The organism is Agarivorans aestuarii, from assembly GCF_019670125.1.
Classification (GTDB): domain Bacteria; phylum Pseudomonadota; class Gammaproteobacteria; order Enterobacterales; family Celerinatantimonadaceae; genus Agarivorans; species Agarivorans aestuarii.
Window position 1 is genome coordinate 1,031,442 of record NZ_AP023033.1, and the last position, 19,611, is coordinate 1,051,052.

Sequence of the window (19,611 nt, forward strand, 5' to 3'; positions counted from 1 at the left end):
CACAGTTAAATGGTGTTATTTGCAATTTGCAAGAGAGGCTTTATGAGAATCCTATTGATGTTTTTATGTTGCTTACCTTTGATAAGCCAAGCCGGAATTATCAGCAACGGCAGTTTTGAGCAGAATGATGTTCGCTATGGCGGATGGAGCTACTTTTCAAGTGCTGATGTAGAAGGCTGGCAGGGACACAATATCGAAATTTGGGATAACTTGTTCAATATTCAAGCGGCGCATGGGCAACAATTTATAGAGCTAAACGCACACTGTTCTGGGCAGGGCGCCAAAGCTTGCCAAGCCGGAAACTACCATATCTACCAAGATTTTGTTACCGAGCCAGGCGCGCAATATCGCTTTGGTTTGGCCTATCGTGCACGTACTAACAAAGCAGAGGCATTTTCCGTGAGCATTCAAGACAGCAGTGGTAATCAGGTATTTGCACAGCTTATCGATGACCATGATGCATCGACTTGGCAAAGCTTTTCCGGTGACTTTGTAGCGACAGACTCAACATCAAGACTTCGTTTCGATTCAATGATAAATGGTTCTTTGGGTAACCTAATCGACAACGTTTACGTAGAAGCGATTCCTGTGAGTGGCTTTAGTGCGGCGGTTTTTTCAGTATCAGAACCAGTGACGATTGTATTGCTCATTTTTGCGCTGGCCTTGCTGATTGTGACCAAAAAAACCAAAGAGTATTAATCAAGGTTTGGCTAGAACGTTGTCTTGCGGCGAACCTCAGCGTTCAGCAAACTAATAAAAAGGGGAGGCTAGTGCCTCCCCTTTTTTTCCTTATTAGATTGCTAACGCTTTAAGTAGGCTTGCAATAGTTCGCCACCGCTTGCGGCATTTAGCGGTTTGAAAATAAACCCTTGAATGCCTTGTGCTTGGCAGGCGTCAACTACGCTGCTGTCGGTGACCGAAGAAAGCATCACGATTGGCGTTTGCTTATCAAACTGGCGCATTTGGCTTAGCGCTTTATCGCCATTTAAGCGGTTCATTACCACATCCATAAACACAAACTCTGGTTTGTGTTCTGTTAATGCTGCAACAGCACTATCGCCGTCATCGGCTTCGATAACATTGTTGTAGCCTATTCCGGCAAGAATACGTTTCATGGCTTTGCGAATTAAAGGACTGTCATCCACTGTCATGATCAGTGCATCTTTAGCCAAGGTTTCTCCACTAGCTGGTGGAGCAACAATGCAGGCGTCTGAGTTAAACACAGCTTCTTGGTAATCGTTTTGCTGATTAAGCTCGCGAACTAGCAGGTTGAAATAGTAACGACCAACGCCTTCTATATGCACCGGTACTGTCACAATTTCTTGTACGCCTTCTAAATAGCGGCTCATGTCGGCTAAATCGAGAGCCACGTGCGGGCTGGCAAACTCAAAACCTAAGTTGTGTTTTTGCAGAATATGAGTAGCCCGACCCACAATGGTGTTGCCCCATTCTTCTAGCGCTGCTACTAGATCCTCATCTAGCGTAGCGCTGCTGCTTGCTTCTCCCACTAAAGACTGTTGTACAGCTTGGCCAATAGCTACAGCTGTTTCCTGATAGTGGTGCATTAACACCACGCCATCTAGCTGGCCCTGCATATCAGAACAAACGGCATAACCTTTAAAACGAAAATCTTCCACTTTATCAATAAATGGTTCATCGGCACGGCCGTCTAGACCGGTCATTAGCTTAAGGCTCTGTAAAGATTCTTGGATGAAAGGATGAAGAATTATTTTGTGAATGGTTTCTACTGTCATAATTTTCCTTTTAAATAGACTCAAGCTGAATTTGGTTTACTCTTCCTAGAGTATTTGTCATATCTTTGATAGCGCGAACCACTCTAGGCAAGAACTTATAGCGATTCAAGCAAACTGATCAAATGTGCGATCCCTGACCAGTAATGGCGAGGATCGAGTTAATGGAATACAACACAGATTAAGGAATATCCATGCCACACTGCGTAATTGAATGTCCGGCTGATTTAGCCCGCATAGTAAATTTTGATGTATTGGTGGAAGCGGTACACGACGCGGCCGATGCCAGTGGGCTGTTTTCTGCGGGTGATGTAAAGGCCCGCTTGGTTTTAGCTAACCATTACCGGGTTGGCGGGAAGCGAGCGCCTTATGTGCATACCGAGGTGCAACTTTTAAGTGGTCGTAGTGAGTTACAAAAGAAAGCTTTAGCCAACGATATTGCTCGTGCAGTATGTGAGTTACTACCAAGGGTTGAAATGATCTCGGTAGAAGTGCGTGATATCGCGGTTCAAGCTTATGCTAACCGTGCCAGCTTAAATACCTTGAGTGAGGCGGTATAAACATCACAGCTTAGAACATCTAAAAGCAAAGTTCTGGCCTTGTGCCAGGCTTTTGATTAGGCTGAATATTCGGCAGCATTGGCTGTGAGTTGTTACTTTTATAGTAGGAGCGAAATGCTAAAGCCTAAACAACATTCAAATCTTGAATTAGCCTTAGCTCGAGAGAATGCTACTAGTGCTAAAGCTAGCTATAGCACTGGCATTCAACGCTTTTCTGCTGATGCCAATCAAGCGAGTCAGATTCAGCAAGATTGTTTAGCCATAGAAGAGCCACTGCAGCTTAGCTTGCAATGGTTTTGTCAGCGTCACCAGCAATATCAGCAACGCCCACTTAGCCTTACCATGCGCACCCCCGGCAATGATGTGGCATTAGCCTTAGGTTTTCTGCAAAGCCAAAATATTATTGAGTCGCTTAGCGATGTGCAGGATATTCGATTCGCTCCAGGCGCAACGACCAAGCAACCCTATGATTACAACCACTTAGAGCTAGATCTTGCTCGGCATGTTCAGTTTGACTGGGCCGGGCTAGAGCGCAATTTTGCTAGCTATTCAAGCTGCGGCTTGTGTGGTGCCAGTTCGCTTAAAGCCTTGGCTTTGCGCCAGCCCGCCCAGCTAGATATTAGCGAAGGCTGGTTAGCTGAATCTGTTATTTATCAGTTACCTAATTTGTTGCAAGAACAACAAACCCTGTTTAAACAAAGCGGTGCGGTGCACGGCGCTGGGGTTTGGGCAAATGGCCAATACCTGAGTATTGCCGAAGATATTGGCCGACATAACGCCCTAGATAAAGTGCTAGGCCAGTTATTGTTAGCACCAAATCAGCTGACACGCAGTGTATTGGTATTAAGTGGCCGCGTGAGCTTTGAATTAATGCAAAAAGCGCTGGTGGCTAAACTGCCTGTGGTGGTCGCGGTTGGGGCACCGTCTAGCTTGGCTTTATCGGTAGCGAAACAATTTAATATCACCCTAATTGGCTTTACTAAAAACAGTCAATTTAATGTTTATCATGCCCCGTGGCGAATAAGTAAAGAAGGTGGAAGCTTGCATGAGTCATAAACCCTATCAAGGTGCAGCAGGTGGCTGGGCTGCCTTAGCGAGCACTGCTAAGCATTTGGTAAAAAGTGAGAACGTCGCTAAAAACCTTAAAAATTTACTCAATACCAATCAAGACCACGGCTTTGATTGTCCCGGCTGCGCCTGGGGTGAAAAGGGGCACAAAGCCACTTTTCGCTTTTGCGAAAATGGCGCTAAGGCAGTTAACTGGGAAGCTTCTTCGAAGCGAGTTGACGCCAGCTTTTTTGCTCAGCATTCGGTGCAGTGGTTGGCCAAGCAAAGCGATTATTTTTTAGAATACCAAGGGCGCCTAGCCGAGCCAGTGGTTTTTACTCCGGGCAGTGACCATTATCAAGCCATCTCGTGGGATGATGCCTTTAAGTTGATAGCCGAGCACCTACATCAGTTAGTCAGCCCCGACCAAGCCGAATTCTATACCTCTGGGCGAGCTAGTAACGAAGCGGCATTTTTATATCAGTTGTTTGTACGCCGTTATGGCACCAATAATTTTCCTGATTGTTCCAATATGTGCCACGAAGCCAGTGGTCATGCACTTACTGCCAGTATTGGTATCGGCAAGGGCACGGTTACCATTGAAGACTTTGAGCTGGCCGACGCTATCTTTTTGTTTGGGCAAAACCCCGGTACTAATCATCCTAGAATGCTCGAAACCTTGGCTCACGCCACGCAACGTGGTGCAAAAGTGGTGGCCTTTAATAATCTTAAAGAGCGCGGCTTAGAGCGCTTTGCCAATCCTCAAAAGCCGGCAGAAATGCTGGGTGGAGCTGCCAGCCCAACAACGAGTCACTATTTTACGCCAAAACTTGGCGGCGATATGGCGGCGGTTCGTGGCATAGTAAAAATACTGTTGGAACGTCATCAACAAGCTTTACGCCATGGTGATAGCGTGTTTAACCAAGCGTTTATTGAACAGCACTCGCAAGGCCTAGAGGCCTATTTGATTGACGTTGAGCAAAGCTCATGGCAGCACATCGAGCAGCAATCAGGGTTGAGTAAAGCGCAGTTAGAAAGTGTTGCCGATATTTATCAGCAATCGGAGCGGGTGATTATTGCCTGGGCCATGGGAATTACCCAGCATAAACACTCGGTGGCAACAATAAACGAAATCACCAACTTGCAGTTATTGTTTGGCCAAATCGGTAAAGAGGGGGCTGGTGTTTGTCCGGTGCGTGGTCATTCAAATGTGCAAGGTGACCGGACCATGGGCATTAACGAAAAACCTAACGCAGCATTTCTGAAAAGTATTGAAGATGTGTTTGGCTTCGCCCCGCCAAGTAAACCTGGCCACAACGTTGTGCAGGCCATTGAGGCAATGTTGAAGGGTCAAAGTAAGGTATTTATTGGTTTGGGTGGCAACTTGGTAGCTGCTGCCCCCGACACGACTTTAAGTGAGCAGGCTTTGGCCAATTGTGATCTTACCGTAAGCATTGCTACCAAGCTTAATCGCACCCATGTTACACCGGGCAAATACTCGCTTATTCTGCCCTGTCTTGGAAGAACCGATGTAGACATACAAGCCGGCGGGCCCCAGCAAGTCACTGTAGAAGATTCTTTCTCTATGGTACATGCCTCAGCCGGTTTAGTGGATGAGAGCGCCGATAATATGCGCTCTGAGCCAGCAATTATTGCTGGTATTGCCAATGCGGTATTAGGCACATCGCCTATCGACTGGCTAGCTTGTGTGCAAGACTATGACAAGATCCGCGACTATATCGAGCAAACCATTCCAGGATTTGAGCACTTTAATCAACGAATACAGCAGCCAGGTGGTTTTTACCTAGGCAACAGTGCGCGGCGCAGAGAGTGGAATACCGCGACAGCCAAAGCCCAGTTTATTAGTCATCCTCTACCAGATGATGTTTTACCCGCCGAAGTGCGTGCATTAAGTGAAGACCAAGTATTGGTGTTGCAAACCTTGCGGTCGCATGACCAATACAACACCACCATTTATGGTTTTGAAGACCGTTATCGTGGCATTTATAACGAACGTAAAGTACTACTGATTAATCCTAAAGACATTCAAGCTTTAGGTTTTACAGAAGGCGCATTGGTGGATATAGAAACGCTCTGGCCCGATACAGTAGAGCGTAAGGTGAGTGGCTTTAAGTTGATTGCCTATGATATTCCTCAGGGCAATGCGGCGGCTTATTTTCCCGAGGCAAACCCTTTGGTACCGCTAGCTAGCAAAGGTGATTTTAGTGATACGCCAACCTCTAAGTCGGTGGCCATTGTGCTAAGTGCATCTAATCAATCTTCAATTGATACTAGGCCAGCTTAAGACTCGGCCAGCAACTTAGGGGCTTGCTCAGCGCTAATTAGTTGTTCAACTTGGTCAATAGGCAAGGGTTTAGCAAAGTAGTAGCCTTGCAGGTAATCTACTCCAAGGCTACGCAGGGTATTCATTTGGCTTTGGGTTTCTATGCCTTCAGCAACTACCGAGTAGTTTAAGGCCCTAGCCATGTGCATTACCGCAGTAATAATGGCATAGCCATTGGTATCAATACGCTCCACAAAAGAACGGTCGATTTTAACAATATTTACCGCTAAATCTTGCATGATGGAAAGCGAAGAATAACCGGTACCAAAATCGTCAATCGATACTTTTACCCCTTTGTCTTGCAGCGCTTTAATTTGCTCGGCCAATAAACCAATGTCGCTGGTAAATACCGATTCGGTCATTTCGATGTGCAGCAACTCAGGTGCTAATTGACTGCTTTGTAGAGCGGCTTCCACAATGTCTACAAAGTCATCATCTTCTAATTGAGCCACCGATACATTTACGCAAATGGCGATGGGATGGCGCTGCGCCCAACTGCTGGCGGTTTGGCAAGCCTGCTCCAATACCCATTGGCCAATTTTTCGGATCAAACCATATTGTTCGGCAATGCTAATGAACTCATCGGGCGGGATCATCTCATCATTCAAGCGCCAGCGCAGCAGCGCCTCAAAAGAGACTATTTGGCAATCATTAGCGTCAATGATGGGTTGGTAGACTAAATGTAGCTGATTTTTATCTACTGCTTGGCTTAAACCATCTTTTAACAGTAATTCGCGGTGAATTTGTTTTTCTAGTTGGTCAGAAAAAACGCCAACCGTAGAGGGCGACCGTTTTTTCTGGGCGTACATTGCGGTATCGGCAAGACGAATTAGGCTGTGCTCATTTTGTGAGTGCTGCGGATAAAGCGCGATGCCCACCGTAGCACCAACTGACAAACGATTATTGGCAAAGGTATATGCTGCAGATAGGGTTTGAATAATCTCTTCTGAGCGGCTTATCGCGAGTGATTCATCGCAATCTTCTATAGCAAGTAAAAACTCATCACCACCCCAGCGGCACAGCAGTTGATGATTATGACAAAGGTGTTTTAGGCGCTGCGCGGTATTATTCAATACCTGGTCGCCAGTATCATGGCCAATAGCATCGTTAATCTTTTTAAAGCCATCTAAGTCGATAAACAAAACCGCTAACGACTGTTGCTGTTGTTTGGCTTCTAGTAAGCGAAGCTTTAAGTGCTGCAAAAAGGCAGTGCGATTAAATAAACCGGTGAGGGGGTCTAGGTTCGACAGCTCATAAATGGTGTGGGTACGCCTCTCTACCTTTTCTTCCATATGATGAACCAATACTGCGTTTTGGTTTTTTAGTAACACCGCTTGGGCGGTAAACTCAGCATTTTTTTTAGCAATCACCACTATCACTATGCCAAATAACACTCCCAAAATACCCAGCATTTGGCGCTCGTAGATACCTGAGAATAATAAACCTAAAGAGGGCGGAGCTAGCAAAATAAAGGCATAAGCCATGGCGGTGTATTTGTGCCCAGCCAGCACTGTGGCAGAGCCGCCGGCCATGGCCGAAATAATAATAATGTGAGTGCTTAAATCGATATCACCACTTAGTGGATTAGAAATAACTTTGAGAATGTAAACCGACCACATTATAGCGGTAATGTTTGCGCCTAATATGAAACGCCGAATGGCTTTTCTACCGTTAAAAGCCTTATGCTGTTCGCGGTGTTTCCATACTCGCCAATCCAGCAATCGGATAAGTAATAAACTTGTCATTACTACCCACCAGGCGTGTTTAAACTGCTGAGTGCCACTAATATTGAAGGCAAAAACTAAAAAGCTGGACGCGATGATCGAGATTACAATGCCAGAAAACGCGTTGTCGTATAACAGGTTGGCTCTATCTCTTTCGTTGCTCTGTTCTAATTCATTGTTATTGATAAGAATTTCTCTGCTTAAACCTCGTTGAGTGTACTAGCTCGATTGATCGGTATCATTGCTTTGGGTGAGCGTTAACAGCTTACGCTTTTGCTTAGTATTGCAGCAAAATCAGAAGAGTTAGTTGCTTGCTATAAAAGCATAGCCAAGGATCTCTAGAATCTACCAGTTCACAAGTGAATTATGTTTGCGAAACATAGAACTAGCTTACGTTTTAAAGGTTTTATGCTATTTCTAGCGCTAAAAAGTGCGGCTAGCTTAGCCGAAGCACACTACTTATTTGTCTGCAAAACCCCAAATTTTCATCATATTTTATAAAAGCTTATGGCTCATCATCAGCTTGCTCGTTAACAAAAAAGTCGCCGTTGACTATCTCTTTACTATCCTCTGGCAATTGAGAAGGTGAGTCTGCCTGAAGATATTTTCAAGGGAGGTTAGTGGCAGCAAGTGATTGGCGTCGTGACGACTTAGTCACGCTTTTTTGAATTGACGCTTTACTCTGAGCAGTTCGCTACATAAATTGAGGTAGGAAATAGTTTTTTAGAGGTTCATAGTTTCTGTGAATATTAGAAAGGTAGATTTAAACCTACTCGTTTACTTAAATGTGTTGCTAGAAGAGCGCAATGTTTCGCGAGCTGCCAACAAGTTGGCGCTGACTCAGCCCACTATGAGTAATGCGCTTAAACGCCTTAGAGAGCTGTTTGATGATCCTCTACTGGTGCGCACTGCAGAGGGCATGACGCCCACCGAAAAAGCCACTAAGTTAAAACCAGAAATAGTTAGCTTATTGAGCATGGCGGAGAAGATCACTCAGCCAGACAAAGACTTTTCACCAGCACAAAGTAGCGTTACTTTTCGAATAATGTGTAACGACTACATAGAAGCAACCTTGTTGGCGCCTTTTATTCAAAGTGTTCTTAGAAGTGCGCCCAAAATTAACTTTGATATCTATGCGCCCGGTGATATTCGTTTAGGCGATATGGAAAAGGGCCAGATAGATTTAGCCATTAATCGCTTTACGAGCTTGCCAAAAACCTTTCACCAATCAAGCATTTGGCGCGATAATTTTTGCTGCTTGGTACATAAAGACCATCCTTATGTAGACCACTTAGATTTACCCAGCTATTTAGCTGCTGAGCATGTTTGGTTAAACCGAGCTGGCTGGGGCGCAGAAACCAGTATTGGCAATCAAGCCGCCAGCCAAAAGTTGGGGTGGGTAGATGAGGCTTTGGCTCAGCTAGAACAAGTTCGAAATATTCGGGTATATACACGCCATTATGCACTGGCAGGTTTATTAGTGGCTCAGCCTCAGCTGATAGCAACTTTACCGCGCCGACAAGCCATGCTTTATAAAGACAGCCCTGACTTGCGCATCGTTAGGGTACCATTTCAAATTGTACCTATTGAAACCAAAATGATTTGGAGCCCGCTATTACAGCACTCCAAAGCCCACCAATGGTTGCGTCGTTCGCTGACAGATTTTTCTACAACGGTATTAGATCGCTAGTGTGCGGCGGATGAATTAATACTTCTGGAAATAGCAAAATAAGGCTTTTAGCCTACTACTATTCACTAAATCTATAGTTTGTATTGAAAACTACAATTTCATTTTATTTTGGTGGCGCGCTATCTTGAGGTTGAGGCTTAGTTAAACGAATGACTTAGCCAATAAAACAATAACAAAATACCACCAGAAGGAATTTGACCATGAATACAACACAACAAAGCGGTCAAGGTTACCAACACAAAGACAACCTATTTATTGATGCTCCCCTTGCGACATTTATTGAGCAAAAACTGCTAGGCAATAATACTGCCGACGCGGCTCAGTTTTTTGAAGCGCTGTCTGTCTTGGTAGAAGAATTTGGTGGAACTTACCGTAAACTAAACCAGAGCTGCCAAGAGATGGCCTGTGAGATCCACTTAAAGCAGTGCCAAGCCAGTGCTGAGAAGCCTAGCACAATCAATATTAGCCATGGTAGCAGCAAAGCCATTTTAGATGAATACAGCTGCGCTATCCCAAGCTGTTTATTGGATGTGTTAACCACAACGGTAATTGCTAATAAGCAAGATATGATGCTATCGCTTAGCACCACCAATCAAGCTGAAGCAGAGTTAATGGAAGCGGTGTTTGCTCGCGCGCATTGTTTAATGGGTTTTGATTCGCAACATATAGATGTGATTCGCCCAGTAGACAATGTAGCCTGTATTGCTCAAGCACGTAAACGTGCTGAATACCACGATACCGAAGCTATGGTGAGCCATGGTTAAGCCTTGCTTAGTGTTTGTAAAAGCCAAGCTTTAGCTTGGCTTTTACTTGTTATGGCTATTCTTGCTAGCTAAGTGGCAACACCCTTGGTTGACATTAATCGAGATATCGATAAACATTGGCTTATGAGTATATTATTTAGCCATTTTTCAGCACGAATTATCATCATTCCTTAGGAATGGTGGGTTTGCTAATGTGCTTAAAATTTAGAAACCCGCCCTTGAGGCGGGTTTTCTATTTCTGCCTCTGGGGTATTTTGGGGAGGTAATATGAAAAAAGTAGCGATATTTGGAAAACCAGGCAGCGGCAAGTCAACCTTAAGCAAGGGCTTGGCCCAAGCAACGCATCTCGAGTTGCACGCTTTGGACTCCATCTTATTCAAGCCTGATGGCAGCCAAATAGAGCGCGAAGCTTATGCTCAAAAGCATCGCGCGATATTGCATTCAGACAGCTGGATAATAGACGGCTTTGGACCAGTTCCTTCTTTTTATGAGCGTCTTGAGGCTGCCGATACGCTTATTTACATCGATTTGCCTTATGCAGTGAGTTACTGGCTGGTGACTAAACGGCTACTAAAAGGCTTATTTGTTAAACCAGCTGGTTGGCCTAGTGGTAGCTCGGTGATTAAGGGAACGCTGCAAAGCTATAAAACCTTAAAGCTCTGCCCTAGGTTTTGGAATGATGATTTTATGCAGAAGCTACAAATCATAGCTAAGGGCAAAAAGATTTATGTGATTCGTTCAATAGAAGAATTAAACCGCTTTGTTGAACAAGTCTAAAAGTACCCGTTTAGCTGCTCATGTGTTTGATCACTTCATCTCCAAAGGCAGAGCAGCTTACTTCGGTTGCGTTGTCGATCATTCGGGCAAAGTCGTAAGTGACGGTGCGTGCGCCAATGGCACCGTCTACGCCTTGGCTAATTAGGTCGGCGGCTTCTATCCAACCGATGTGTTTTAGCATCATTTGCGCGCATAAAATGATAGAGCAGGGGTTTACTTTATCTTGTCCAGCTAAGCGTGGAACGGTGCCATGTGTGGGTTCAAAAAAGGCTACTTCGCTACTCATATTAGCGCCAGGTGCAATGCCAATTCCCCCTACATGGGCAGCTAATGCGTCGGCCAGTAAATCTCCATTTTGATTCATGGTAGCAATGACATCGTAAAGCTCTGGGTGCAAGGTCACCTGCTGGAACATACTATCGGCAATAATGTCTTTGATCACTAGCGGGGCTTGGCCGTCGTCTCGCGGGATCTCCAACCAATAGCCGTTGCTGTGGGTTTGAGCACCAAATTCTTCTTGGGCTAATTGGTAGCCCCAATTTTTAAAGGCGCCTTCGGTAAATTTCATGATGTTACCCTTGTGCACTAGAGTAACGGAGTCGCGTTGGTGGTCTAATGCGTACTGAATCGCATGGCGGATCAACCGTTTTGAGCCTTGCTCCGAAATATGTTTTATCCCTATGCCACACTCGTCACTAAAGCGCATTTTTGTTACGCCCATCTCTTGTTGAAGGAAGTCGATTACTCGTTCTGCTCCTGGGCTGCCGGCTTTCCATTCGATGCCGCTATATATGTCTTCAGAGTTTTCTCTAAATACCACCATGTCGGTTAGCTCGGGATTTTTAAGAGGTGAGGGCACCCCTTGAAACCAGCGAATAGGACGAATATTTACAAACAGATCCATCTCTTGGCGCAGGGATATATTGAGCGAGCGAAAGCCTCCACCAATCGGTGTAGTAAGTGGCCCCTTAATGGCTACTTTATGTTCACGTATTGCACCCAATGTTTCTTGTGGAAACCAGTCACCATCGTACATGTTGGCGGCCTTTTCTCCATTAAAGACTTCCATCCACATAATTTTTCGTAGTTGGCCATAGGCTTTGGCCACGGCGGCATCAACTACTTTTAACATCACTGGGGTGATGTCTACTCCAACGCCATCACCTTCTATGTAGGTGATAATGGGTTTGTCGGGAACCTGTAATTCTTGCTGCTGGTTAAGGCTTATTTTTTTCCCGCCAGCGGGTACACGAATATGTTGATATTGCATGCATAGCCTAAAAGTAACGAGTGCTTAGCTTTACTTTACTTGGCTAGTTAAAGAGGGGCAACGCTGAGTGCTGTAAGAAGTGACCTAGTGTGGATTTAAGCTAAAAGAAACGGCTAGCTGCTCGTTTGCTAGCTAGGGGCTGTTTATCTTTCGCGAAAAAAATTTAACCGCGAAAGATAAACAACCCTTAGCCTTACTCTCTATTTTAGTTCGTTTGCTACACCTTCAATGGCAGGTTTTTGCTCAAGGCTGCTATTGAACAACAGTGGCCAATCATTGTGGCCGGTGAAGTGAGGGATCCAACTATCAGCGTCACTTACACCCCAAACAGTAATGCCGCCACGTAAATTAGCAGGTACGTTGTCGTAATAGGCTTTGATAATTTCTTGGTAACGTAATTTTTGTTCTTCGGCCATCGCGGCAGTAAAAGTATTTCGGTCACCATTTGGATTCAATTTTATATCAAGCTCGGTTACTTTCACTTTCAATCCTTTTGCCACAACTTTGGCAAAGGAAGTACCAATCGCTTGAGCACTTGGCCAATCGTAGTTAACGTGCATTTGGAAGCCAATTCCATCAATGGGAATGTCATCGGCAAGTAACTCATCGGCCATTCTTAGTACCGAGGCTAGCTTGGCTCCGTCGTCTTCGATGTTGTAATCGTTGTAATAAAGCTCAGCGTCGGAGTCTGCAGCGTGAGCCATCTTAAATGCTTCGGGGATGAAATCTTTACCTAAGTTTTGGTACCAAGGGCTGTTTCGATAAGGTGCAAAGCCGCCAGAGCTGCTGTCATCAAACGCTTCGTTTACCACGTCCCAACTTACTACACGGCCTTTAAAGTGATCGGCCACGGTGCTTACGTGGGTATCCATCATAGTGAGCCAGTCACCTTGATAGTTCTCCATCCAGCTAGGCATTTGTGAGTGCCACACTAAAGCATGAGCATGCACGGTAATATTGTTGTCGACTGCCCAATCCACTAGGTTATCGGCATCCTGAAAGGTGAAATCGCCTTGGCGAGGCTGTATGTATGCCGATTTCATAATGTTTTCAGCGGTGATCTGATCAAAATGTTGAATAACAACATCCTGCAATTCTGGGCGTGTTTCAATACCGTTACTAAACTGGTCCTCGTACCCTGCTGGCACGGCCGCACCCATGTAGGTAGTGCTTAGTGCTTTTAGACTTTCTACTTGAGGTACCTCGATGGGTTCTCCTGAATCAGAACTTGAGCCTCCACAAGCGCTTAGGCCAATGCTTATAGCTGTAGAAAGTAGTGCTAATGGTAGTACACGCATAAATAATCCTTGATGTCTGTTAGCGCTAACAACGCAGGGGAGCAACCAGTCATTTGCTTTAAGTCTGTGTTATTAAATCAGATTAAAGCGCTTTCATATGATTACCAAAAACACTAATCGTCTTATAGTAAATAGTTTTTGTGATCTAGGTTATAACAGGGCGTATTGATATTTATTGCTAATAAAATCAGTAGTGTAGAGTGGCGGGCTTAAGTTTATCTAATTGCACTTTACAACAAGCAAATATTGTTCAAATTAATTTTTCGTTGATTTTCTTTATGCTGTTTATTGTGCGATTTTTGAAACTAATTTCTTAAATTTAAGTTTATTTGTGATTTTTATCTTCAATATTACCATTTTATCTTGATTATATTTTTTACAGTTATTGCTGCTATTTTTGTGATCTGAATCTTTGGTAAGGTTTTCATGCGTGATATCGCTCTCAATAATTAGGTTTATTTGGAGTTATATTCTTTTCGCCTAGAGATAAATCCATTCGGGCAGAATAAAAACATAAAATAATTACTATTCCAGGAGTTTTTTAATGAAAGTGAAAGCGCTTACATACGCTGTGGCAATCGCACTTACTTGTTCCCCCCTCGTTAGCGCTGCAGAAGACGAGGTTAATTCTGAACAATTTCAACAGATTAAAGATTCTCAGCCAGTGGTTTTAGACCCTGAATTTGTTGTTGAAGAAGGCATTATCTTTTCAGGATATGCCCGATACGGCTTACATTATTCAGATGACTTTCAAAAGTATGTTCAAGCTGAAGGTGAGCTTGCAGGCCGTGCTGTTGGTCGTTTAGGTAACGAAACCAATGGTGGTGAATTCCAATTTGCTAAAGCATTTCAAAGTGAAAGTGGTGCTATTTGGGATGTAGTGCTGATGCTAGAAAACTGGTGGAAGTATGAGTCTGAGCTCGAAAGTGGCGAAGAAATTAGTGAGTATGGCGATATTGCTCTTAAAAAATTCTACGCCGGCGCCACCAATATTTTTGCATCCCAGCCTAATGCGTATATTTGGGCGGGTCGAGATTTCCACCAACGTCCACAACAGGGTTTAAATGATTACTTTTGGATGAGTCACGATGGTCAAGGTGGTGGTATTTATAACCTTGAACTAGGTGATATGGCCAAGTTAGATTTCTCGGTAGTTGGCCAGGTTGATGGGCCGGGAGACAACGGTAACTATGCCTTAACGTCTAAGCTGCATGCCCTGCAACTCGCCGACTCTGTTGCCTTGAGCTTTCTATTTAACTATGGCTTTGAAAGTGATCAATATGATGACAATGGCGTAATAGAAAATAAAGACAAGATTAATGCCTACCACCTAGCTGCGGTGATTGACCAAAATTGGTCTAAAGGTCGTAATCAGTTTATTGCGCGCTATGCAGATAATGCAGACACCAGCGTATTTAATAAAACTGAAGATTTAACCACGCTGTATTTAAGCTTAGAAGGCGCGGTTAATTTTAGTGAGCAAGTCGCCCTTGAGTATCTCGGTGCTTACCACAACTACGATGCGAACTCGTCGGAAGATGACCGCACCAACTACAGTGCTATTGTTCGACCTATGTATAACTGGAACGATACACACTCTACGTGGTTAGAGGCTGGTTACTCGGTAGTGGATTACGATCAAGGCGGTAAAAACACGGCTTGGAAAGTGACTCTATCGCAAAACGTAACCATTAATGCCTTTGGTAACGCTCGTCCAATGTTACGTTTCTATGCCACAACCGGCCAAGCGGACAATCAAGTTCGAAGTAATGAAGCTATCGAAGCCAAGCAAGATACTTTGGCTTTAGGTGCTATGTTTGAGTCTTGGTGGTAAAGCGTTTTACTCATGAGTTATAGCTTCACTGGTTGAGGCTGTGCATAATCAAAGGGGCGTTGTTTGCGCCCTTTATTTTGTTTGTAAGCCTTTAGTAAATTCCCGCCTAGTAATACCAATTTCTACTTTAGTTAACGCCTCTATATCTAAATCACAATATTCCCGTTTAGAGTTTTATGCTGATTTTATTAAACGCCGCCTTTGCTTTTATTTTTTTGCATTAAATTTTTATCTCTATATTTTGATGTTTATGTGTATTTCGATCTAATTTTTAATCGTTTAATGATATTTTATCCTTAATTATCTTAATTTATCGCTAACATTTAAATCGCAGTAAAAGCTTTTGTTTTTGTGATCTGTAGTTATTTTATTCTGCTTGTGCGTGATATTTGTCTCAATTTAATTTGACTCTCAAAATTATACTCAGGCTCGAAGGTGAGGTTCACTCGCCGGATAAACTAATAAAAAAAATTTATTCCATGGAGTTGTAAACATGAATATGAAAGCGCTTACAGTTGCGATGATGAGTGCCGGTATGGCATTTAGTGGTTCTGCTTTTGCGAAGGAAGAAGGCCTAAGTTACAACGGCTACGCCCGCATGGTTGCGGGTTTTAATACAGAAAAAAATAATAGTGAACATGAAGCTCAAGCTTATAACGCGGTACGAAATGGTATTGCAATTATTAAAGCTCCAAGCAGCCCGCAACAACCTGGTCGTATTGGTAACGAAGGTACCGGTATGGAGTTAGGTATTAATTATCACCAAAAGAGTGAAAATGCGGGTGATTGGGATATCTACTTTATGGCGGACGACGGCTATGGCTGGCAGCGTGATCACAATGATAGTACAACCTACAATTTAAGAATGGCTCAGGCTTTTGCGGGTGGTTCAAACTTGTTTGAAAGCCAGAAAGATATGTATGTGTGGGCCGGTAAACGCTTTAATGGGCGAGCTCAGTTTGGCTTAAATGATTACTTCTATTTCATGAATGACGGTGCCGGTGGTGGTTTCGACAACATGGATTTTGGTATGGCTAAATTTGATTTGGCAGTGGTATCTGGCGACAACGGCAATAACGGCCGTTACGCGGTAACCTCAAAGCTACACAGCATCGAAGTAGGCTCAGGTAGCATAGGTTTTAACTTTAACTATGGTTTTGGTGACCAATCTGATGAGCATGATCCAAAACACGTAACCTCACTTCAAGCAGCGGCTTTCTATAAAGTGGGTTGGAGCATGGGTACTAACGAATTTGCTATTCGTTACAACGACAATGTGAGCGATAACAACTTGTTGGACGCCGGCCAAATTAAAGGCGACATTAATTCAACAGCATTTTACTGGTTTGGTAACTTAGGTTTAAGTGATTCGTTTGCTATTGATTACGGTTACAGCTTTGAACAATCTGATTTAGAAAACAACGATGAAAGCACCTGGAATCAGTTTGTTATTAAACCTCATTACCGTTGGTCTGATATCCACTCTACGTCGTTTGAGTTTGGTTACGACAGTGTAGATTTCAACGATAACCAAGACGAGAGTGCTTGGAAAGTCAGTATTCAGCAAAACATGTCGATGGGAAGCTTCTTATGGTCGCGCCCAGAGATTCGATTCTTTGTAACTCATGGTGAAGTGAAAGTGGGTGATAAAACAACACCGGCTACTAACGTAGGCATGATGTTCGACGCGTGGTGGTAATTATTACCACTTTTAATGGGCGATAGGGACAGAGCCTAATCTTGGAATTTTGGCGCAGCTTAGCTGCGCCCTTTTTGTTAGCGTAACTCGCGACGTAAAATTTTACCTACATTGGTTTTAGGTAGCTCTTCACGGTAAACAATGTCTTTTGGCATTTTGTAACCGGTAAGGTGTTTGCGGCAGTGCTTTTTAATTTCTTCTCGGCCAACTCGCGCATTACACACAACAAACAAGCGAATGCGTTCGCCACTCACATCGTCTGGAACGCCAACTGCTGCAGCCTCAACAATGGATGGATGTAGCGTTGCAACTTCCTCAATCTCGCTAGGAAAGACATTAAAACCTGACACCAAGATCATGTCTTTTTTACGGTCTTCAATAAAGAAGTAGCCTTGTTCGTCCATGCGACCAATATCGCCAGACTTAATCCACCCGTCTTTGGTGATAACGTTGGCGGTTTCTTCAGGTTGTTTCCAGTAGCCCTGCATAACTTGCGGGCCTTTTATTTGTAGCTCACCGACACCGCCCACATCTAGCTCGTTACCTTCTTCATCTACCACTCGAATTTGGGTGCTAGGCATCGGTACCCCAATAGAGGGGATAAAGGCTTGTTGTTGGTGGGTTCCTGCAGCCACAACTGGCGAACATTCGGTAAGCCCATAACCCTCAATAATTGGCATTTGGGTAAGCTCTTGCCATTGCTCGGCAATGTGCTTTTGAGTAGCCATGCCGCCGGCAATTGTAAAGCGAGCCCTAGAGAAATCTAGCTGCCTAAACCCGGCATGATTAAGCAAACCGTTAAACAGTGTGTTTAAGCCAAAAATCATGGTGAACGGGTACTTACGAAGATCGTTTACAAAGCTATTAAGATCACGTGGATTAGTAATTAATAAGTTTTTGCCACCAATATACAAGATGAACATCATGCTCACGGTGTTGGCGAAGATGTGGTAAAGCGGTAGGGGCGTTACCGCGTGTTCTTGGTCTAATAAGGTGCGTGGGGCAAAGTGATAGTAAACCTGAATCACGTTAGCTAGTACGTTGCGGTGAGTTAACATCGCCCCTTTCGCCACACCAGTTGTGCCGCCGGTATATTGCAAATAAGCAATATCATCGCCGCTAAGCTGCGGCTTTTGATAAGCCATGGTTTTGCCCTGAGTTAAGGCGCGGCGCATTGAAATCGCACCTGGCAAGTTGTACTTAGGCACCATTTTTTTAACGTACTTAACCACAAAGTTAACTAGCGTGCGTTTGTGCACGGCTAATTGGTCGCCAATACTGGTAAGAATAACGTGTTTAACTTGGGTATCTTTAATCACTTGCTGCAGGCTGTTACCAAAGTTGGTTACGGCCACAATTGCGCTAGCTTCTGAGTCGCAAAGCTGGTGCTTTAATTCGCGTGGCGTATACAGCGGATTCACATTGACTACCACTAAGCCTGCTCGCAAGGCGCCATAAAGTGCAATGGGGTATTGCAACACGTTGGGCATCATTAAGGCGATACGCTCGCCAGCTTGCATGCCTAGCTCTTGTTGTAAATAGGCGGCAAAGGCCAGCGATTTTTGGTCTAGCTCTTGATAGGTGAGGCTTTTACCCATATTGATAAAGGCGGTTTGTTTGGGAAATTGCTTACAGCTGTGCTCAAACAATTCCAGCAAATTCTCAAATTGCTCTGTGCTTATTTCTGCGGGCACATCGTCTGGGTAGCTTTTTAACCAAGGTTGGTCTGATGAATTCATATTCTATCCTCACCCACTAGTTAGCACGAAAAGTCCTGTTTGGCGAACCAAGCGGTTTTACCAAGCAGATAATATGCTGTTTGGGGCTTATCTATTTTTGCCCGCAAGATTAGCTGATTGCGATAATAAACCCTAGCGTATTTTTGTGAATCGTTGAGCTAAATCATTAGCCGTTTTCTTCAAGTAACCAGTTTTGTGGATAATATGCAGATAAATGTCAGAATTGTTTGAAGGCCGCGAGGTTTTAGATTGGCGTGTATAGGTTTAAGCAATCTTATTATTGCTAATTATATTTGATATTTCTATCATCTAAATACTCTTGAATGTAGCCTTGTTTTTACTAATGTTATACAAGGAACGGCAAAAGGAACCGCCAGTGTTACGACTACTCACATTGATTTTTAGCAGCTTATTGTGCGCAACGGTGCAAGCCACCTGCGAACAGATTCGCGTGAATGGCGAGCATAATTGGTTTGACGTGTCATACAGAGTTAATGCTCAAGCTCCCTTGCAAGGCTTAGCGGTCGACTTGGCAAATCGCGTTTTTGCCGAGGTAGGCATTGATGTTGAATATCAAGCAATGGTGCCTTGGAAGCGGCAGTTTTTGCAGTTGGAAACGGGTGATTTAGATGTGGTTATTGCTGCTTTCTATAATCAACAGCGCGGTAGTAAGTTTGTATTTAGCGAAGCGGTAGGCGTGGAGTACAGCACTGCCTTTATTCATGAAGATCAAAGTGCTGCTTTTAGGGGCTTAGAAAGCTTACAGGGCAAGCGTGGTATACAAATGCTGGGCAGTAGCTTTGGTGACCAGTTTGATAGCTATGCCAAGCAAAATCTTACTATTTCTACAATGGATGACCTAGATAGAGCGATTAAGCTGATTGCCTTAAAAAGAGCTGACTATTTGCTATATGCCACCCATGGGGGCAGGCTAAAAATTGCTGATACAGAATATGCCGATGTATTGGTGGATATGCAGCCTAGTATTAGTGAGCAGAGCATCTATATGGTGATGTCTAAATCTTCTCCCTGCTTAGAGCATTTAGATGAAATTAATCGGGCTATTAGGCGCAACCGAGACGACTTTTAGCGGTTATCTTGCCAATAAAAAAGC

General features: G+C 44.0%; 15 protein-coding genes. 10 read left to right on the plus strand and 5 right to left on the minus strand.

What is annotated here, in order from left to right; genetic code table 11:
* Window positions 1–42: 42 nt before the first annotated feature.
* Complete coding sequence (locus tag K5609_RS04800) at window positions 43–699, plus strand: DUF642 domain-containing protein (RefSeq protein ID WP_221076192.1); 657 nt, start codon at window positions 43–45, stop codon at window positions 697–699.
* A 101-nt stretch (window positions 700–800) separates the two neighbouring features.
* On the opposite strand, the gene K5609_RS04805 is transcribed toward K5609_RS04800, so the two are convergent.
* Window positions 801–1,754, minus strand: a complete 954-nt coding sequence (locus tag K5609_RS04805; protein ID WP_221076193.1) for a response regulator — start codon at window positions 1,752–1,754, stop codon at window positions 801–803.
* A 191-nt stretch (window positions 1,755–1,945) separates the two neighbouring features.
* Here K5609_RS04805 and K5609_RS04810 point away from each other — a divergent pair, with 191 nt between their 5' ends.
* The 3 genes from K5609_RS04810 to K5609_RS04820 all read left to right on the plus strand — a co-directional run bounded on the left by K5609_RS04810 (window position 1,946) and on the right by K5609_RS04820 (window position 5,663).
* On the plus strand, window positions 1,946–2,311 hold the full coding sequence (locus tag K5609_RS04810; protein ID WP_221076194.1) for a 5-carboxymethyl-2-hydroxymuconate Delta-isomerase: 366 nt from the start codon (window positions 1,946–1,948) through the stop codon (window positions 2,309–2,311).
* A gap of 114 nt (window positions 2,312–2,425) precedes the next feature.
* A complete protein-coding gene (locus K5609_RS04815; RefSeq protein WP_221076195.1) occupies window positions 2,426–3,367 on the plus strand; it encodes a formate dehydrogenase accessory sulfurtransferase FdhD in 942 nt (313 codons plus the stop codon).
* Window positions 3,357–5,663: an FdhF/YdeP family oxidoreductase gene (locus K5609_RS04820; RefSeq protein WP_221076196.1), complete on the plus strand. Its 2,307-nt coding sequence runs from the start codon at window positions 3,357–3,359 to the stop codon at window positions 5,661–5,663. The genes K5609_RS04815 and K5609_RS04820 overlap by 11 nt, the downstream gene beginning before the upstream one ends.
* Here the strand turns inward: K5609_RS04820 and K5609_RS04825 are convergent.
* The gene (locus K5609_RS04825; protein WP_221076197.1) at window positions 5,660–7,447 is read right to left on the minus strand and encodes a putative bifunctional diguanylate cyclase/phosphodiesterase; all 1,788 of its coding nucleotides are present in this window, start codon (window positions 7,445–7,447) and stop codon (window positions 5,660–5,662) included. The genes K5609_RS04820 and K5609_RS04825 overlap by 4 nt on opposite strands.
* A gap of 721 nt (window positions 7,448–8,168) precedes the next feature.
* Here K5609_RS04825 and K5609_RS04830 point away from each other — a divergent pair.
* The 3 genes from K5609_RS04830 (at window position 8,169) to K5609_RS04840 (ending at window position 10,657) form a co-directional block, all read left to right on the plus strand.
* Window positions 8,169–9,116, plus strand: coding sequence for a LysR family transcriptional regulator (locus K5609_RS04830; protein WP_221076198.1), 948 nt, complete (start codon window positions 8,169–8,171; stop codon window positions 9,114–9,116).
* A 200-nt stretch (window positions 9,117–9,316) separates the two neighbouring features.
* Window positions 9,317–9,880, plus strand: coding sequence for a hypothetical protein (locus K5609_RS04835; protein WP_221076199.1), 564 nt, complete (start codon window positions 9,317–9,319; stop codon window positions 9,878–9,880).
* A 267-nt stretch (window positions 9,881–10,147) separates the two neighbouring features.
* On the plus strand, window positions 10,148–10,657 hold the full coding sequence (locus K5609_RS04840) for a P-loop NTPase family protein (RefSeq protein WP_221076200.1): 510 nt from the start codon (window positions 10,148–10,150) through the stop codon (window positions 10,655–10,657).
* 10 nt (window positions 10,658–10,667) lie between these two features.
* Here the strand turns inward: K5609_RS04840 and icd are convergent, their stop codons facing one another.
* Window positions 10,668–11,927: an NADP-dependent isocitrate dehydrogenase gene (icd, locus tag K5609_RS04845; RefSeq protein ID WP_221076201.1), complete on the minus strand. Its 1,260-nt coding sequence runs from the start codon at window positions 11,925–11,927 to the stop codon at window positions 10,668–10,670.
* Between the two features lie 200 nt (window positions 11,928–12,127).
* A complete protein-coding gene (locus K5609_RS04850; protein WP_221076202.1) occupies window positions 12,128–13,225 on the minus strand; it encodes an endo-1,4-beta-xylanase in 1,098 nt (365 codons plus the stop codon).
* Between the two features lie 544 nt (window positions 13,226–13,769).
* On the opposite strand from K5609_RS04850, the gene K5609_RS04855 reads away from it, so the two are divergent.
* Together K5609_RS04855 and K5609_RS04860 are read left to right on the plus strand one after the other, a co-directional pair.
* Entirely contained in the window at window positions 13,770–15,059 is a 1,290-nt protein-coding gene (locus tag K5609_RS04855) for a carbohydrate porin (RefSeq protein WP_221076203.1), read from the plus strand.
* A 493-nt stretch (window positions 15,060–15,552) separates the two neighbouring features.
* Window positions 15,553–16,758 carry a carbohydrate porin gene (locus K5609_RS04860; protein WP_152780148.1) on the plus strand — a complete coding sequence of 402 codons (1,206 nt, stop codon included), beginning with the start codon at window positions 15,553–15,555 and terminating at the stop codon, window positions 16,756–16,758.
* A 77-nt stretch (window positions 16,759–16,835) separates the two neighbouring features.
* Here K5609_RS04860 and K5609_RS04865 read toward each other — a convergent pair whose 3' ends face one another.
* Window positions 16,836–18,497 (minus strand): AMP-binding protein, encoded by a 1,662-nt coding sequence (locus K5609_RS04865; RefSeq protein WP_221076204.1) that lies wholly within the window; start codon window positions 18,495–18,497, stop codon window positions 16,836–16,838.
* Between the two features lie 376 nt (window positions 18,498–18,873).
* Between K5609_RS04865 and K5609_RS04870 the strand changes: the two genes are divergently transcribed.
* Window positions 18,874–19,587, plus strand: a complete 714-nt coding sequence (locus K5609_RS04870) for a substrate-binding periplasmic protein (RefSeq protein ID WP_221076205.1) — start codon at window positions 18,874–18,876, stop codon at window positions 19,585–19,587.
* Window positions 19,588–19,611 lie beyond the last annotated feature (24 nt).

What these genes read in the sequence shown, in the direction of transcription:
- K5609_RS04800 (WP_221076192.1), top strand. Translation starts at nt 43, where the DNA reads ATGAGAATCCTATTGATGTTTTTATGTTGCTTACCTTTGATAAGCCAA.
- K5609_RS04805 (WP_221076193.1), bottom strand. Translation starts at nt 1,754, where the DNA reads ATGACAGTAGAAACCATTCACAAAATAATTCTTCATCCTTTCATCCAA.
- K5609_RS04810 (WP_221076194.1), top strand. Translation starts at nt 1,946, where the DNA reads ATGCCACACTGCGTAATTGAATGTCCGGCTGATTTAGCCCGCATAGTA.
- K5609_RS04815 (WP_221076195.1), top strand. Translation starts at nt 2,426, where the DNA reads ATGCTAAAGCCTAAACAACATTCAAATCTTGAATTAGCCTTAGCTCGA.
- K5609_RS04820 (WP_221076196.1), top strand. Translation starts at nt 3,357, where the DNA reads ATGAGTCATAAACCCTATCAAGGTGCAGCAGGTGGCTGGGCTGCCTTA.
- K5609_RS04825 (WP_221076197.1), bottom strand. Translation starts at nt 7,447, where the DNA reads ATGACAAGTTTATTACTTATCCGATTGCTGGATTGGCGAGTATGGAAA.
- K5609_RS04835 (WP_221076199.1), top strand. Translation starts at nt 9,317, where the DNA reads ATGAATACAACACAACAAAGCGGTCAAGGTTACCAACACAAAGACAAC.
- K5609_RS04840 (WP_221076200.1), top strand. Translation starts at nt 10,148, where the DNA reads ATGAAAAAAGTAGCGATATTTGGAAAACCAGGCAGCGGCAAGTCAACC.
- icd (WP_221076201.1), bottom strand. Translation starts at nt 11,927, where the DNA reads ATGCAATATCAACATATTCGTGTACCCGCTGGCGGGAAAAAAATAAGC.
- K5609_RS04850 (WP_221076202.1), bottom strand. Translation starts at nt 13,225, where the DNA reads ATGCGTGTACTACCATTAGCACTACTTTCTACAGCTATAAGCATTGGC.
- K5609_RS04855 (WP_221076203.1), top strand. Translation starts at nt 13,770, where the DNA reads ATGAAAGTGAAAGCGCTTACATACGCTGTGGCAATCGCACTTACTTGT.
- K5609_RS04860 (WP_152780148.1), top strand. Translation starts at nt 15,553, where the DNA reads ATGAATATGAAAGCGCTTACAGTTGCGATGATGAGTGCCGGTATGGCA.
- K5609_RS04865 (WP_221076204.1), bottom strand. Translation starts at nt 18,497, where the DNA reads ATGAATTCATCAGACCAACCTTGGTTAAAAAGCTACCCAGACGATGTG.